The organism is Frigoribacterium sp. MCBA15_019 (assembly GCF_001864945.1).
In the GTDB taxonomy this organism is placed as follows: domain Bacteria; phylum Actinomycetota; class Actinomycetes; order Actinomycetales; family Microbacteriaceae; genus Frigoribacterium.
The window spans coordinates 138,637-153,815 of the sequence record NZ_MJGS01000005.1; the positions used below are offsets into that span (position 1 = coordinate 138,637).

13 protein-coding genes are annotated in these 15,179 nt (G+C 71.6%); 7 read left to right on the forward strand and 6 right to left on the reverse strand.

Features of this window, described 5'->3' with window-relative positions; translation table 11 throughout:
- Nucleotides 1–147 precede the first annotated feature (147 nt).
- The 5 genes from BIV04_RS08385 to opgC are packed head-to-tail and all read left to right on the forward strand — an operon-like array spanning nucleotide 148 to nucleotide 6,619.
- Complete coding sequence (locus tag BIV04_RS08385; protein ID WP_071255763.1) at nucleotides 148–1,335, forward strand: PP2C family protein-serine/threonine phosphatase; 1,188 nt, start codon at nucleotides 148–150, stop codon at nucleotides 1,333–1,335.
- A gap of 29 nt (nucleotides 1,336–1,364) precedes the next feature.
- A complete protein-coding gene (locus tag BIV04_RS08390; protein ID WP_071255827.1) occupies nucleotides 1,365–3,344 on the forward strand; it encodes a glycosyltransferase in 1,980 nt (659 codons plus the stop codon).
- Entirely contained in the window at nucleotides 3,341–3,673 is a 333-nt protein-coding gene (locus BIV04_RS08395; RefSeq protein WP_055977855.1) for an STAS domain-containing protein, read from the forward strand. The genes BIV04_RS08390 and BIV04_RS08395 overlap by 4 nt, the downstream gene beginning before the upstream one ends.
- Entirely contained in the window at nucleotides 3,666–4,085 is a 420-nt protein-coding gene (locus BIV04_RS16765) for an ATP-binding protein (protein WP_143048621.1), read from the forward strand. The genes BIV04_RS08395 and BIV04_RS16765 overlap by 8 nt, the downstream gene beginning before the upstream one ends.
- Complete coding sequence (gene opgC, locus BIV04_RS08405) at nucleotides 4,073–6,619, forward strand: OpgC domain-containing protein (RefSeq protein ID WP_071255766.1); 2,547 nt, start codon at nucleotides 4,073–4,075, stop codon at nucleotides 6,617–6,619. Before BIV04_RS16765 ends, opgC begins: the two co-directional genes overlap by 13 nt.
- On the opposite strand, the gene BIV04_RS08410 is transcribed toward opgC, so the two are convergent.
- The 3 genes from BIV04_RS08410 to otnK are packed head-to-tail and all read right to left on the reverse strand — an operon-like array spanning nucleotide 6,620 to nucleotide 9,353.
- Nucleotides 6,620–7,405 (reverse strand): DeoR/GlpR family DNA-binding transcription regulator, encoded by a 786-nt coding sequence (locus BIV04_RS08410; RefSeq protein WP_071255767.1) that lies wholly within the window; start codon nucleotides 7,403–7,405, stop codon nucleotides 6,620–6,622.
- Nucleotides 7,406–7,425: 20 nt separating this feature from the next.
- Entirely contained in the window at nucleotides 7,426–8,094 is a 669-nt protein-coding gene (locus tag BIV04_RS08415) for a class II aldolase/adducin family protein (protein ID WP_255364219.1), read from the reverse strand.
- Nucleotides 8,091–9,353: a 3-oxo-tetronate kinase gene (gene otnK / locus BIV04_RS08420; RefSeq protein WP_071255771.1), complete on the reverse strand. Its 1,263-nt coding sequence runs from the start codon at nucleotides 9,351–9,353 to the stop codon at nucleotides 8,091–8,093. Before otnK ends, BIV04_RS08415 begins: the two co-directional genes overlap by 4 nt.
- 168 nt (nucleotides 9,354–9,521) lie before the next feature.
- Here otnK and BIV04_RS08425 point away from each other — a divergent pair, with 168 nt between their 5' ends.
- Together BIV04_RS08425 and BIV04_RS08430 are read left to right on the forward strand one after the other, a co-directional pair.
- The gene (locus BIV04_RS08425) at nucleotides 9,522–10,883 is read left to right on the forward strand and encodes a homoserine dehydrogenase (RefSeq protein ID WP_071255772.1); all 1,362 of its coding nucleotides are present in this window, start codon (nucleotides 9,522–9,524) and stop codon (nucleotides 10,881–10,883) included.
- A 111-nt stretch (nucleotides 10,884–10,994) separates the two neighbouring features.
- The gene (locus tag BIV04_RS08430) at nucleotides 10,995–12,359 is read left to right on the forward strand and encodes an SLC13 family permease (protein WP_071255774.1); all 1,365 of its coding nucleotides are present in this window, start codon (nucleotides 10,995–10,997) and stop codon (nucleotides 12,357–12,359) included.
- Nucleotides 12,360–12,662: 303 nt separating this feature from the next.
- Here BIV04_RS08430 and BIV04_RS08435 read toward each other — a convergent pair whose 3' ends face one another.
- The 3 genes from BIV04_RS08435 to BIV04_RS08445 all read right to left on the reverse strand — a co-directional run bounded on the left by BIV04_RS08435 (nucleotide 12,663) and on the right by BIV04_RS08445 (nucleotide 15,089).
- On the reverse strand, nucleotides 12,663–13,379 hold the full coding sequence (locus BIV04_RS08435) for a hypothetical protein (RefSeq protein WP_071255775.1): 717 nt from the start codon (nucleotides 13,377–13,379) through the stop codon (nucleotides 12,663–12,665).
- Nucleotides 13,376–13,846: a hypothetical protein gene (locus BIV04_RS08440; RefSeq protein WP_255364221.1), complete on the reverse strand. Its 471-nt coding sequence runs from the start codon at nucleotides 13,844–13,846 to the stop codon at nucleotides 13,376–13,378. Before BIV04_RS08440 ends, BIV04_RS08435 begins: the two co-directional genes overlap by 4 nt.
- A 235-nt stretch (nucleotides 13,847–14,081) precedes the next feature.
- Entirely contained in the window at nucleotides 14,082–15,089 is a 1,008-nt protein-coding gene (locus tag BIV04_RS08445; protein ID WP_071255779.1) for a LacI family DNA-binding transcriptional regulator, read from the reverse strand.
- Between the last annotated feature and the right edge of the window lie 90 nt (nucleotides 15,090–15,179).

Below are 15,179 nucleotides of genomic sequence, written 5' to 3' on the forward strand. Positions count from 1 at the left end.
GGCAAGGTTTGTCATGCGCCCTCCGGCACCGCGCCTCCTCGATGTCCCCCTTTTTGTGGTCATGACCGAGGAGGGGGGTCTGTGGCATCGTTGAGCCGTTCGGAGAACGGCACGCTCCCACCAGGCGCGCCCACTGAGGGGAGCCGCGTGATCAGGGACGAAGCCCGCGAAGAACGTCGGCAGCGGGCGGTCGAGAGCCTCGGCATCGTCGAGTCCGGCCACGAGGACCGCCTGGACCGCGTGACCCGCGTCGCCCGGGCCGTGTTCGGCGTGCCGCTGTCGTCCGTCACCGTCATGGACCACGAGCGCGCGCTCTACGTCGGCCGGGCCGGTTTCGCCGACCCCGAGTCCGCTCGCACCGACACCCCGTGCAGCCTCGTGACCGACACGGGCGAGATCATCACCACCGACGACGCCCGCGTCGACCCGCGGTTCGCCGACCTCGGGGCCTTCAACGACAACGGGCTGGGCTTCTACGTCGGGCACCCGCTGCGCGACGGCTCGGGCAACGTCGTCGGCTCGTTCTGCCTGATGGACGCCGAGCCCCGGCAGCTCTCGGACGACGAGATGGTCGAGTTCCGCGACCTGGCCGCCTGGGCGCAGGTCGAGCTGCTCGCCGACGCCGAGGCCTCGGCCGCCCGGTCGACGCAGCAGGCGCTGTTGCCGGCAGAGCCCCTCGAGGTCGAGGGCGTCCACGTCGAGGGGATCTGCCTGCCGTCGCTGAGCGTCGGGGGCGACTACTACGACTACGGGCTGATCGGCAGGTTCGTGCACATGGCGGTCGGCGACGTGATGGGCAAGGGGGTCGGGGCGGCCATCATCGGCTCGTCCGTCCGGGCGGCCTGCCGGGCGGCCTCACCGCACGTCGCCGCCGGACGCGAACTCGGCCTCGCGGTCGACCGCATCGAACGGGCCGTGCAGACCGACCTGCAGCGCACCGGGTCGTTCGTCACCTACTTCCACGCCGTCCTCGACCTCGACACGGACGAGTTGTCGTTCGTCGACGCCGGGTCGGGGCTGGCGGTCATCGTCCGAGCCGACGGCACCGTCCAGCACCTCGCGGGCACGGGGCTGCCCCTGGGGCTCGACGAGCAGCAGCACGTCACCGAGACGACCCGCCTGGGCGTCGGGGACCAGCTGATCGTCATGAGCGACGGAGTGCTCGACGTCCTCGACGACGAGTTTGACTGGGCCCTCGAGGTCGGGCGGCTCGCGACGCAGCCCCGCGCGGGCGGCTCCGACGGGCCCGGCCTGCTCGAGTCCATGGCGGCCCTCACACACCGACGACTCTCACGCGACGACGTCACCGTCGTCGTGATGGACCGTCGCGCGTGACCGACACCCTCAGTCGCCGCGACCAGCGGCTGCTCGACCGCACCACACCCGGTCGCCGCATCGTCGCGATCCGCGTCGTGGTGCTTCTGGCGTCGCTCGCCGGCCTGAACTACATCGTCTGGCGGTGGGCCGCGTCGGTGAACTGGTCGTCGTGGTGGATCGCGGTGCCGCTGATCCTCGCCGAGACCTACAGCGTGATTGACTCCCTGCTGTTCGGCCTCGGTGCCTGGCGGCTTCGGGAGCGCGGCGAGCCGCCGGCCGCACCCGACCCCGACACCCTCGAGACGCGGGTCACGGTCGACGTCTTCGTCACCACCTACAACGAAGAGGTCGACCTCGTCATGCGCACCGCCCTCGCGGCGCAGCGCATCCGTTACCCGCACACGACGTGGATACTCGACGACGGCGGTCGCCCCGAGATCCGGGCCGCGGCCGAGGCCGCCGGAATCGGCGTCATCACCCGGTCGGACGACTGGGCCGACCGGCCGCGCCACGCGAAGGCCGGCAACCTCAACAACGCGCTCCTCTCGACCGAGGGCGAGTTCCTGCTGATCCTCGACGCCGACCAGGTGCCGAAGCCCGAGATCCTCGACCGCACCCTCGGCTACTTCAAGGACGAGCGCATCGCGCTCGTCCAGACGCCGCAGTGGTTCGAGAACGTGCCCGAGTCCGACCCCCTGGGCAGCCAGGCGCCGTTGTTCTACGGGCCCATCCAGCAGTCGAAGGACGGCTGGAACAGCGCGTTCTTCTGCGGATCGAACGCGGTCCTCCGTCGGGAGGCGCTGATGCAGTTGGGCGTCGCGCGGTACGTCACCGAGGTCGAGGCCGCCGTGCGTCGGGCCGTCCGCACCTCGCGCAAACTGCTCGTCCGGGCACGGGAGGAAGCCGTCGACCAGCCCCGCGTGCTCGAGGCGTTGGACGACGCCGAGACCGTCGTCGAGCGGGCCCGGGCCGAGTTCGCCGCGGGCGAGTCCATCGGTGACGTCACCTACCGGTTCCAGCGCAGCATCGACACGATCGCCTTCCGTTTCGCCGACGCCGACCTCGCGGCCATGAAGGGCGACCTCGCCGATCTCGCCGCCATGTCGCTCGGTCCCGACACGTTCGACGCCCTCGACGAGGCAGCCCTCGACCTGCTCGCGCAGCGGTCGTCCTCGCCGCTGGCCGCCATCGAGTCGATCTCGCTGCTCGTCGGCGCGCTCGACGTCGACCGCGGCTCCGAGGCCCAGGCGATCATGCCCCTGGCCACGATCTCGGTCACCGAGGACATGGCCACCGCGATGCGCCTGCACGGGCTGGGCTGGAGGTCGGTCTACCACGACGAGACCCTGGCGATCGGGCTCGCCCCCGAAGACCTGGCCACCATGATGACGCAGCGTCTGCGCTGGGCCCAGGGCACCATGCAGGTGTTCTTCCGCGAGAACCCGCTCGTGCAGAAGGGGCTGTCGTGGGGTCAGCGTCTCATGTACTTCTCCACCATGTGGAGCTACCTCTCGGGATTCGCGGCCGTGGTCTACATCGCCGCGCCCGTGCTGTGCCTGTCGTTCGGCGTCGTCCCGGTGCAGGCCTACAGCGTCGACTTCTTCGCCCGCCTGATCCCCTTCCTGGTGCTCAACCAGGTGCTGTTCTGGGTGGTCGCGGCCGGCAGGCCGACCTGGCGGGGGCAGCAGTACTCGCTGGCGCTCTTCCCCGTCTGGATCGCGTCGGTCACCACGGCCTTCCAGAACGTCTACCGCGGCCGGGCGCTCGGGTTCTCGGTCACCCCCAAGACCAAGCAGGCGGCCACCGGCCCCCGGTGGGACCTCGTCCGCCCGCAGATCTGGGCCGCCGCCTGCCTCGTCGCCGCGCTCGTGCTCGTCGGCGTCCGCTACGCCACCGGGCAGGCCGAGGGCATCGCGCCGCTCGTCAACATCGCCTGGGTGCTCTTCGACCTGGTGATCTTCAGCATCATCGTCCGGGCCGTCCTCTATCCGGGGCCCTCGGCACCCCACGACAAGGAACCATCATGATGACCGTCACCGTCGAAGCCGTCGAAGGCGGCTGCGTCCTCTCACCGCAGGGGCGTCTCACCGTCGTCTCGACACCCCAACTGCGCGACGAGGTGGCGGCGCGCCTCGCCGCCGGCGACCGGCTCATCGTCGTCGACCTCTCGGGCACGACCTTCGTCGACTCGTCGGGCCTCGGAGCCCTCGTGTCGTGCCTCAAGTCGGCGCGTCAGGCCGGGGGAGACCTGCGGCTCGTCGCCCCCACCGAGCAGGTCTCGATGGTGCTGCGCTTGACGAACCTCGACCGCATCCTGAAGCCCCGCGCCTCGGTCGCGGCCGCCCTCGATGACTGAGCGTCCCGGCCCCGTCGTGATCGACGTGGCCGTCGAACCCGAGAGCATCGACCTGGTGCAGAACGCCTTCGAGTCCTGGTGGACCTCGCTCGGCGACGACTCGCTCGAGACGCGCTTCTCGTTCGAGACCGCGATCGTCGAGATCGCGGCGAACGTCATCGAGCACTCCCGTCGCTCCGAGGCGGACCTCGGCCGACGCTTCACCCTGGAGCTGTCGGCCACCGACGACCGCCTGACGGCCGTGTTCCACGACAACGGCATGCCCAGCGACATCGACCTCAGCGCCGTCTCGATGGCCGACCTCGAGGACGAGGACGGCCGCGGCCTGGCCCTGGCGCTGCTCAGCCTCGAGAGTCTCGACTACCGCCACGAGGACGGCCGGAACGTGTGGACGCTCGTGTGCCGACGCTGAACCACCCGTCGGCGCCGGCGCCGCGGCGGCGGCTCGCCCGCCGGATCGGCGCGGCCCTGCTCGCCGTCGCGGCCCTCGTGCCGGTGGCGCTGGGACCGGTGGTGCTCGGGGACGCGACGTCCGCGTCGGCCGCCACCGCGCCTCCTGGACCCTCGGGAACGTGGTTCGGTCCGGACCTCGACTGGGGCTCGGACGGCCCCGACGGCTATGCCGCTCGACTCGGCGCGACGCCGTCGCTGTACGGCGTCAACATCGACTACCCGCTCGACGGCCGGGCCGCCGACGAGTGGCGACGGTCGGCCCGTGCCGCGGCCGCCCAGGGCGCCGTGCTCGTGGTCAGCCTCGAGCCCACCGGGCGGCTCGGCGACCTCGACGCCGCCGACGCGCGTCGGGCCGACGACCTGCTGACCGAGATCGACCAGCAGTACGGCACGCTGCAGCTGGTGCGCTTCGCGCCCGAGATGAACGGCAACTGGCAGCGGTGGGGGCAGCAACCCACCGCGTTCGTCGGCGCGTTCCGCACGTTGGCCGACGTGGTCCACGCGGGGGACTCCCGGGCACGGATGGTCTGGGCTCCGTCGTACGGTGCGGGCTATCCGTTCTCGGACGCCGTCGGCCGCCTCACCGAGACCCCCTCGAGCGACGTCGACCTGCTCGACACGAACGACGACGGGCGCGTGACCGAGGCCGACGACCCCTACGGGCCGTACTACCCCGGCGACGACGCGGTCGACTGGGTCGGCCAGTCGATGTTCTACTTCGCCAAGGGCAGCGCCTCGACGGCCGCCGGCACGTCGGTGCCGTTGGTCGAGAACCAGGCCCCGGCCACCGGCGAGGTCGAGGGACGCTTCGACGAGACCTGGGGCTACACCGAGACGCAGCCCTCGACGTTCTACGAGCGGTTCGCCGAGGGGCGCGACCGGCCGATGCTGCTCGACACGGGCGCCCTCTACGCCGACGAGTTCGACGGTGCGTCCGAACTCGACGTCAAGCAGGGCTGGTGGCGCCAGGTGTTCGACGCCCTGCCGACCCACGACCGGATCGCCGGCGTCACCTGGCTCGAGGTGGAACGCGACGAGGCCGAGGCCGGCGACCGACCCGTCGACTGGCGGGCCACGGCCGAGCCGGGAATCGCGGGGGCCCTGCGCACCGACCTCGAGGCGAGCGACCGCATCGACCTCGGGCCGGTCACCGACCGGGTGACCTCGACCGACGGCGACGCCGCGACCGTGCAGGTGCGCGACGGCGGTGGCGACGAGATGGGCTGGATCGTGGCCTGTGCCGGGGCGCTCGCCCTGGCCTTCCTGGTGAGCGGAGTCGTGGGACGCCTGCTGCCCCGCTGGCGTTACCCCGACGACGGTTCACCCGCCCGTGACCTGCGCATCGACCTGTTCCGTGGGTTCATCATCCTGGCCGTCGTCATCACGCACATCGAGGTCGCCGGACCGTTCTCGTTCGTCACGCTCAAGGCCGTCGGGGCGATCACGGGTGCCGAGATGTTCGTGTTCCTCAGCGGCATCGTGCTCGGCATGGTCTATCCGCTCGGGGTCAAGAAATACGGAGAGAAGGCCGCGGCGATCGGCGCGTTCGTCCGGGCGCGCAAGCAATACGTCGTGACGCTCGCGGTCATCCTGATCGTCTTCGCGCTGAGCTTCGTGCCGTTCCTGAACACCGCCGCGATCACGACCTTCACCGACCGCGGCACGGGCATGACGGGCACGTCGGCCGAGGGACGCGTCTACGACCTCTACCCGAACGTCGACCGCCTGCTCGACTACCCGCCGCCGTGGTACGCGGTGCGCCAGCTGCTGTTGCTCGAGATGGGGCCGTGGCCGTTCAACATCATGGGCCTGTTCGTCGTGCTCAGCCTGACGATCCCGGCGCTGATGTGGGCGATCAGACGACGTGCCTGGTGGGCCGTCTTGCTGGTGAGCTGGGCGCTCTACGCCGTCGGTGTGGTCTTCCCGGACTTCCACCTGCTGCCGTCGCAGTTTGAGCCGGTGTTCCCGCTCTTCGCCTGGCAGGTGCTCTTCACCCACGGGCTCGTGATCGGCTGGTACCGGCGTCAGATCGTGGCGGCGCTGACCACCCGGCTCGGCAAGGTCCTGGTGGGCGTGGGGGTCGTCGGTTACGCCGGGTTCCTCGCGCTGATCTGGGCCGGTCACGCCTACGGCTTCAGCCCGGGGCCGATCCCGTCGGGTCTGTACGACACCCTGTACGCGACCGGCTACCAGCGGGTCGACATGCAGTGGGGCCGCCTGGTCGACGTGGCGCTCGTGGTCGTCTGCGTCTACGCGATCCTCACCGTGTTCTGGAAGCCGATCTCGACCGCGTTCGGCTGGTTCTACGTCCCCCTCGGGCAGGCGAGCCTGTACGTGTTCATCTGGCAGGTCTTCTTCGTGCTGGCCGTCGCGTCGATCCCCGGTCTCGACCGCTCGAGCGTGATCGTCGGCACGATCGTCCACCTGGCCTCGGTGATGCTGCTCTGGGTGATGGTGAAGAAGAAGTTCCTGTTCTCGGTCGTCCCCCGCTGATCACGGGGCGGCGACCACCAGGTCCAGTCCGGCGTCCAGGAGGGCCTGCGTCGCGTCGTCTTCGAGCCGGTCGTCGGTCACGATGGTCTGGAGCTCGGCGAGGCGGAGGGCCCGGTACTTGCCGAAGCGCCCGTACTTCGAGCTGTCCGCGACGAGCACCGAGCGTTCGGCGACCTCGAGCGCGGCCCGCTTGACCTCGACCTTGGCCTCGACGGGCGTGGTGACGCCGTGCGCGAGGTCCCACGAGCTCGACGAGATGAACGCCAGGTCGAGCGACAGCTCGGTGAGGGTCAACCTGGTCAGCCGCCCGAGCGTCGACTGGTTCGCGCTGTCGACACGGCCCCCGACGACGATGAGGTCGACGTCCGGGTGGTCGAAGAACGACCGGACGGTCGCGAGGTCGTTGGTGACGACCGTCAGGCCGGTGACGTCGTCGAGGTGTTCGCGCATGGCCTGCACGGTCGTGCCGGCGTCGAGGTAGACGGTCATGTGGTCGCGCACGAGGGCGGCCGCCTCGCGGGCGATGGCCTGTTTCTGAGCGACGTCGACGTCCTGCTTGACGTCACGGCTCGCCTCGACCAGCAGCCTCGGCGTCAGCTTCGCGCCACCGGGCGTGGCCGTGACGCGGCCCTCGTCCTCGAGGGTCGCGACGTCGCGCCGGATCGTCATCTGGCTGACGCCGAGCAGGTCGGTCAGCTGTCGATAGCTGAGGACGCGCTCGCGCTGCAGGTGCTCGACGATGCTCTCGCGCCGCTGCTCGGGGATGAGGGGGGCTGTGGGGGACACGTCGGCCTTTCTCGCGTCGGTCAGCCTAGTGCGGCAGGGCCCGTCCACGGCATGCCCGAGGCCGCGGTGATGGCGAGCACCTGGTCGGCGGGGATGAGGCGGCGGTCGGCGTCGAGGGTCAGCAGGGCGATCCGGCAGGCCTCCTCGACCTCGACGGCGCCGAGGACCGCGCGGTCGAGGTCCTCGCCGCTGACGACGCTGCCGTGGTTGGACAGCAATGCGGCCCGGAACGGCAGGGGGCTGTCGGTGACGAGCGACCCCATGGCGGGATCGCCCGGGGCGACGAAGGGCAGCAGCGGCACCTGGCCGACCCGCATGAGCGAGTACGGCGTCAGCGGGGGCACGGCGCAGTGCTCCGACCAGGGTTCGAGGCACGACAGGGCGACGGCGGACGGGGAGTGCACGTGGACGACGGCCTGGTGCTCGGGGTTCTTGAGGTACATCGCTCGGTGCAGCGCGACCTCCTTCGACGGCTTCGGGCCGGCGAGCAGCGTGCCGTCGGGGGCGAGCACCGACAGGTCGCCGTCGGTGAGCGACCCCAGCATGGTGCCGGTGCCGGTCATCAGCAGACGGTCGCCGTCGCGGACGCTGACGTTGCCCGAGCTGCCGGGGCTGAGGCCGGCGGCGACGAGGGCCCGCCCGGCCTCGACGAGTCGTTCGACTGCGGTCCGTGCGGTCACTGCGGTCACGAGAGGGCCTCCCAGGCGGTCGAGAACAGGTCGGCGGCACCGAAGTTGCCGCTCTTCAGGACGAGGGCGACCGGTCGGCCGTCACTCGTCGTGGCGGCACTCCAGCAGACGCCCGGGCCCAGCGGCGGCCCGATGACCAGGGCGGGTGCCCCGAGTGCCGTCACGACGGCACCGCTGGTCTCGCCACCGGCGACGACGACCAGCCCGACCGTGCCGTCGGCGACGAGGTCGTGCACGAGGGTCGACAGGACCGCCTCGACCACGGACGCGGCCGGCGGAGTCGAGGTCGACAGGCCGCGGGGGCCCTCCGCCACGACGTCGGACGGGTCACCCACCGAGTAGACGACGGGGACGGAATCGGCGTCGAGACCTCGCACCCAGTCGGCGAGTGCCGCGATCTCGGCCGCGGGGTCGGTCGCGGCGGCCGAGAGGTCGACCTTGCGCGTGGGGTGGGTGGCCGCCGCGTGGGCGATCTGGCCGCGGGTGGCGGCGGACGCCGACCCGCACACGACCAGGCGGCGCCCGCTCACGTGCGAGAACTCGGCGGGCAGGGCGGGTGGTGGGGCGTCGTCGGCACCGACCCCGAGGGCCAGGCCCGCTCCGCCGCTGAGGAGGCGGTGGTGTGCCGTCGCCCGACCGATCGTCTCGAGGTCGGCGTCGTCCACGGCGTCGACGACGAGGTAGCCCGACGGCGCGTCGTCGAGGGCCGATCGGAGCGCGTCGACCCCGGCGCGGACGTCGTCCAGGGGAACCTCGGTCACGGGGGTCGGTGTCTGGGGTGCGAGGAGGTCGCGCAGCCTCGAGCGCGTCATGGGCGTCAACGGGTGGTGGCGCATCGACGAGTCCTCGAGGAGGTCGTCGCCGACGAAGAGACGACCGTCGCGGACGGTGCGGCCGTTCGCGGGGAACGCGGGGACGACGATCGCCCGGTCGACCCCGAGCCGGTCGCGGAAGGCGTCGAGGACGGGCCCGATGTTGCCCTCGTCGGTCGAGTCGAAGGTCGAGCAGTACTTCAGGGCGAATCGTTCGGCGCCGGCCTCGACCAGCCAGGACAGGGCGGCGGTCGACCGCTCGACGGCCTCGTCGACCGGGGCCGTGCGGGTCTTCAGGGCGACCACGACGGCGTCGACGCCCGCGTACGTCGCCGGCTCGACGGCTGCGGGGGTGACGACGACCACCGTCTCGAGGCCGCGGCGGCGGAACCCCGAGGCGAGATCGGTGGCTCCGGTGAAGTCGTCGGCGACGGCACCTATCAACATGCGGGACCTCTCGGTGGCGGGCGGGCTCGCGGTGCTGCCGTGTCGGCGCCGCGAGCGGGGACAGTCTATGTGACTATTTGGTGCGATGTTTGACAATTTGATAAGTCTCGCTACAGTTGCCATGCTCGCCCGGGCCGCTCCTGGCCTCTTGAACGAACGGGAACAACGGTGATCCTCCACTCGACGACGTCTCGCGCGACTCCGGTCCGCGTCCTCCTGACCGGTGCGAACGGTGGGTACGGCCGCACGCTGCTCGACCAGCTGCGCCGTCTGCCCGACATGACGGCCACGCAGCTCGTCGACCCCGACGTCGCCGGGGTGACGGCCATGCTCCACCAGCTCGGAGTGCCCGCCTCGTCCGTCGCGACGCCGTCGACGGCAGCGGCCACCGCCGAGGCGGTGTCGGCCGGCTCGGTCGCCGTGATCGCGGACGCCTCGGCCGTCGACTGGGACGGTGTCGACGTCCTCGTCGAGGCCACCGGTCGCATCGAGGCCGGCCACCGCTACGCCGACACCGCTCTCGAGCGCGGCGTGCACGTCGTCATGGTCAGCAAGGAGGTCGAGTCGGTGGCCGGAGTGGCGTTGAGCGCCAAGGCCCGTGCGGCCGGCCTGCGGTACCTGCCCGGCGACGGCGACCAGCCCGCGAACCTGCTGCGTCTCGTCTCGTGGGTTCTCGAGTGCGGCTTCGACGTCGTGGCCCTCGGCAAGTCGGGCGAGTACGACCTCGCGTTCGACCCCGCCACGGGCGTCGTCGACCAGGCCGGCACGACCGTGGACGCCCCGGCCCTCGCGTCGTTGCTCGACCTGGGCGACGACCCCCTGGCGACCGTCGAGGCGCGTGCCGCCGCGGTCGCCGGCCTCAAGCGGGCGGCGGCCGCCGACTCGTGCGAGATGAACGTCGTCTCGCTCTACACCGGCGCCCGCGCCGACGTCGAGGCCATGCACTACCCCGTCGCCCGCCCGGACGAGCTCGCCGACCTGTACACGGCACGCGAGGACGGCGGTCTGCTCGGTCGCACCGGCGTCGTCGACGTCTTCTCGATGCTCCGCCTGCCGGGCGAGGCCAGCTTCGCCGGCGGCGTCTTCGTGATCGTCCGCACCGGTGACCCCGTCACCTGGGAGACGCTGCGGGGCAAGGGCCACGTCGTCAGCCGCGACGGCCGTCACGCCTGCATCTACTGGCCGTACCACTTCATGGGCGTCGAGACCCCGCTCAGCATCGTCGCCGCCGTCGACGGGACGTCGCGCCTGCCCGAGCCCCGGCAGCACACGGTCCTCGCGGCCCGGGCCGGCGAGGCCCTGTCGGCCGGCACCGCCTTCCGCGTCGAAGGCCACCACCACGAGATCGCCGGTGTCGCACCCGTGATCGTCGATCCCGACGACGACGGGATCGCCCCCTACTACCTGCTCGGCGGCGCGCGACTCGTGGCCGACGTGGCCCCCGGCGCCCTCGTGCGACTGGACGACCTCGCCGACGTGCCCGAGGCGGCGCTGGCGGCCTACCGGGCCGGGCTCGCGCTGGGTCGCTGACCCGCGCCTCCTCGGCTTTCCCCCCCCCGACCCCGTGACACCCCCAACCAGGAGATCGACGACGATGCCCTTCACCCCCGACCCGACCGACCCGACCCCGGCGGCGACCTCATGAGCGTCGAGCTCGTCGCGCTGATCGTCCTCGTCGCCGTCTTCGCCCTCTCGGCGATCCGCAACGTGCACATGGGCGCCCTGGCGCTCGTCGCCGCCCTCCTGGTCGGCGTGCTCGTCGTCGGCGAGAGCCTCGACGACGTCCTCGGCGGCTTCCCGGTCGACGCCCTGCTGATCCTGCTCGGCATCACCTACCTGTTCGGCATCGCCCGCGAGACCGGCGTCGTGGACTGGCTGGTCGACCGCTCGGTCGGACTGATCGGCGACCGCGTGGCACTCATCCCCTGGGCGATGTTCGTCATCGGCACGCTCGTCGCGTGCCTGGGGACGTCGCACGCAGCCTTCACGATCGTGCCGATCGCGATGAGCCTGGCGCACAAGCACAAGATCCACTCGACGATGATGGGCATCGTCATGAGCTCGGCCATCGTCGGCGGCGCCCTGGCCCCGACGAGCATCAACGGCATCACGGTCATGACCGTGGCGCGGGCCTCGGGCATCCCGTACAACCCGGGTCTGATGTTCGGCCTCTCGGTCGGCGTGAACACGCTCGTCGTGCTGGTCGCGTTCTTCCTGTTCGGTGGTCGCGAGCTCATCGCCCGGACCCGGGCGGCGGGCGTCGCCCGGGCCACGGTGGCGGCCGGCGGCACCGGCGGCATCGGCGGGGCCAGCGGCACCTCCGTCACCGGTGGTGGGCACGGTCAGGGCGGCACCGCCGTCCTCGCCGAGCCGACCACCGCCACCCGACTCGGCGCCTACCAGCTCGTCGTGCTCGTGAGCATCCCGGTGCTGATCGTCGGCTTCTTCACGATCACGTTGCTCGACGTCGACCTCAACCTCGGTGCGGTCGCGCTGACGCTCGCCGTCTTCCTCGCCTTCCTCAAGCCCGACGTCGGCCGTGCGTCGCTGGCGCGCATCGACTGGAACACCATCCTGCTGCTCGGCGGGATCATCACCTACGTCGGCGTCCTGACGCGGCTCGGTGCCATCGACCAGCTCGGCGAGGTCGCGCGCTCGGTCTCGTCGCCGCTCCTCGCCGCGTTCGTCATCTGCGTGATCGCCGGCCTCGTGTCGGCCTTCGCCTCGACTATCGGCATCCTGGGTGCGCTCATCCCGCTCGCCGTCCCCCTGCTCGTCCCGGGCGGCGGACTCGAGATGACCGGCTTCATCTACGCCCTGGCGATCTCCGCCTCGCTCGTCGACTGCGCTCCGTTCGGCACGACCGGCGCGACCATCGTCGCCTCGGGTGTCGAGGAGGACCGGCCCCGCCTCTACCGCCACCTGACCCGATGGGGTCTCTCGATGGTGGTCATCGGGCCGGTCGTCACGCTGCTGGCGTTCGTGGTGCCGTTCCTCTGGGCCTGATCGGACTGGCCTGATCGGTCGGGCCTGACGGCCTCGAGGACGCAGGAGGCGCGGGTCGCGTGACCCGCGCCTCCTGCGTTTCCGATTTTCTCGCGACGTCACCCAAACGGGGGAGGCGTGCCGCTCCGAAGACATGCCCGGGTGCTCCTGGGCACCCCGTGCCCGACCGACCCCGTCGCGGCACGACGTCGGCGGCCCGAACCGCTGACACCGTCGGCGGCCCGAACCGCCGGCACCGTCGGGAGCCCGAATTCCCGGCACGGACTCTGGTGTCAAGGGCGACACCGGGGTCTGCGGGGGTCGTCAGGCGAATGCCAGTCGCAGCCGGTCGATCACGATCGGGTCGACATCCGCGACCCGGCAGACGAGCGGGTCCCGCTCGATGAGGCTGAGGGCGGCACGGATGCGCCGACGTTCGGTCTCGGTGACGTCCACCCCCACTCGATCTCGCCGTGAGACGAGCGACCCGAGGGTGGCGATGTCGACGAGGTGTCGCGTGTGGTCGTCTCCCGGGATCTCGACGGCCGCGGCCTTGGCGAGGAGTGCGCCCTGCAACGTCGGCCGCGAGACGACGCCGTCACGGCCGTTCACCCGGACCTCGACGGGGCGCGCCCGGTCGACCGCACCTTGAGCGCCCGGTGCGGCGAGGGTCGTCCCGCCGGTGACCCCGCGGCGCGAGGATGCCCGCTCGCCGAGGAAGCGGGGGATGAGGACGTCGATCTGAGCGCCGCCCCGGACCCAGCGGTGCTGATGGCCCTCGAAGCTCTGGCCGTCCGCGACGAAGCCGCAGTCGTGGAGGACCGTCGTGAACCGCAGCAACATCGTCGGATGGGCACGCACGTCGAGCACGGTGTCCGCGTCGTTCGTGGGGCGGGCGGACGTCGACCCGCGCTCCCAGCAATGTGACTGGACCATCTGGCCGCCGACGACGGCCCAGCCGGTCGGCAGGCGGGCGTGCACCTCGAATAGGGCGTGCCATGCCTCGGCCTGGGCGGTTCGCAGTGCCGGGGCGACGATCATCGCGCGCCCTCGAGGATCAACCTGTCGGCCGCGGCCCGTTCTCGAGGCCCGGTGTTCGTCGCGAGGTCGGCGATGAGTGCACCGAGTGGCAGCGGGCGCGGTGCGGCACCGTCGTGCACCCTGAGCACGACGTTCGGTCGGCGGGACGGGACGAGCAGGTACTCGTGGACGACGGCGTCGAGGTCGACCGTGGACACGTGCGCCTCGAGCCTGCCTCCATCGTTCATGCCCGACCGGTCGTCGCTGCTGCCCCCGGGGGTCAGTCGGGCATCCGATCGGAGATCCGGGAGGTCGTCTGCGGGAGCCTCGAATTCGAGGGCGGCCGGGTACGCCGTCCGCAGCCACGGGGCGAGCCTGGCGGACGGCCTCGCTTCAAGGCGGAGCTCGGCGACGCGGGCGGTGGTCCGACCGCGCTCACTCGGCGAGAGACCCTCGGCCCAGTCGGGGGCGTCGGAGAGCAGTGCCATGAGGGCATCGGCGGACCGACGCGAGAGCGGTCGACCGGGAAGGTGCCGATGAGGAAGAGCGTCGTCGATCAACCACCGCCCTCCGACCCGCCTCGCGTCGAGACGACCCGCTGCTGCTGCTGCCTGGGCGCGCCGGACCGAGATGTCGTGCTCCCTCGCGTATTCGGATGCGCTCACCTCGGCCATGGTGACCACAACCATACGTGATCGCGAATGATTGTGGAATGCGCGAGCCTCACCCGCGCGGCGGCCCCGTCGTCCCGCGAACCACGAGCCGGGTCGGCAGCTGCACCTCGGGCGCGGCCGGTTCGCCGCCCTCGAGCATCGTGAAGAGCATGCCCGCCGCCGCGCTGCCGAGTCGCTGCATGGGCTGCTGCACGGTCGTCAACGGCGGCGACTCGCGCGACGCCTCGGGGATGTCGTCGAACCCGACGATGCTGAGGTCGTCGGGCACGCGCAGACCGAGGTCGAGGGCCGTGCGCAGCAGGGCGATGGCCGAGAGGTCGTTGGCGGCGAAGACGGCGGTCGGCCGGTCGGCACTGGTCAGCAGCGAGCGGGCCGCCTGTCGCGAAGCCGTCAACTCGAAGTCGCCGTTGCGGGTCAGCCCCGGGTCGCGCGTGATGCCGGCCGCCCGCAGCGCCTGCACGTAGCCCGCCTCGCGCAACGACGCCGACCGCAGGTCGGGGCGCCCGGCCAGGAAGCCGATGCGCCGGTGGCCCAGGCCGAGCAGGTGCTCGACCGCGAGCAACGCGCCGCCGCGGCTGTCAGCCTCGACCGACGGCAGGTCGGTACGCCCGGTGTGCGGGTCGACGGCCACCACGGGGATGCTCGCGGCCGTCGTCAGCACCGACGGCGTGACGAGGATCGCCCCGTCGATCAACGTGCCGCTCAACCGGCTCAGCGATCGACGCTCCCACCCGGTGTTCTCGCCGCGGTGCGCCCCGCTGTAGGCCAGCAGGTCGTACTCGGCACCCCGTGACCGCACGGCCGCCCCGACCCCCTTGAGGACCTCCGAGCTGAACGGCTCGAAGTCGGCGACCAGCACCCCGATCACGCCGGTGCGGCGGGCCCGCATGCTGCTGGCCACCAGGCTCGACTCGTAGCCGAGCTCGTCGACCGCCGCCATCACGCGCTCGATCGCCCGGGCCGAGACGCCGTAGCGCCCGTTGACCGCCTTCGACACCGTCGCGACCGACACCCCGGCCGCCCGTGCCACGTCGTGGATCGTCACCCGTGCCGTCATCACGTCGGCAGCCTAGCCCGACGGAAATGGTTTTCGAAAACGTTTGACACCGTCCCGGACATTTTTGACACTGAGGCCATGCCGCGCATC

Bases quoted from the DNA above. Each gene is read 5' to 3' on its own strand.
- BIV04_RS08440 (WP_255364221.1), bottom strand. From the start codon at position 13,846: ATGGCACTGCTCTCCGACGCCCCCGACTGGGCCGAGGGTCTCTCGCCG.
- BIV04_RS16765 (WP_143048621.1), top strand. From the start codon at position 3,666: ATGACTGAGCGTCCCGGCCCCGTCGTGATCGACGTGGCCGTCGAACCC.
- BIV04_RS08395 (WP_055977855.1), top strand. From the start codon at position 3,341: ATGATGACCGTCACCGTCGAAGCCGTCGAAGGCGGCTGCGTCCTCTCA.
- BIV04_RS08445 (WP_071255779.1), bottom strand. From the start codon at position 15,089: ATGACGGCACGGGTGACGATCCACGACGTGGCACGGGCGGCCGGGGTG.
- BIV04_RS08435 (WP_071255775.1), bottom strand. From the start codon at position 13,379: ATGATCGTCGCCCCGGCACTGCGAACCGCCCAGGCCGAGGCATGGCAC.
- otnK (WP_071255771.1), bottom strand. From the start codon at position 9,353: ATGTTGATAGGTGCCGTCGCCGACGACTTCACCGGAGCCACCGATCTC.
- BIV04_RS08430 (WP_071255774.1), top strand. From the start codon at position 10,995: ATGAGCGTCGAGCTCGTCGCGCTGATCGTCCTCGTCGCCGTCTTCGCC.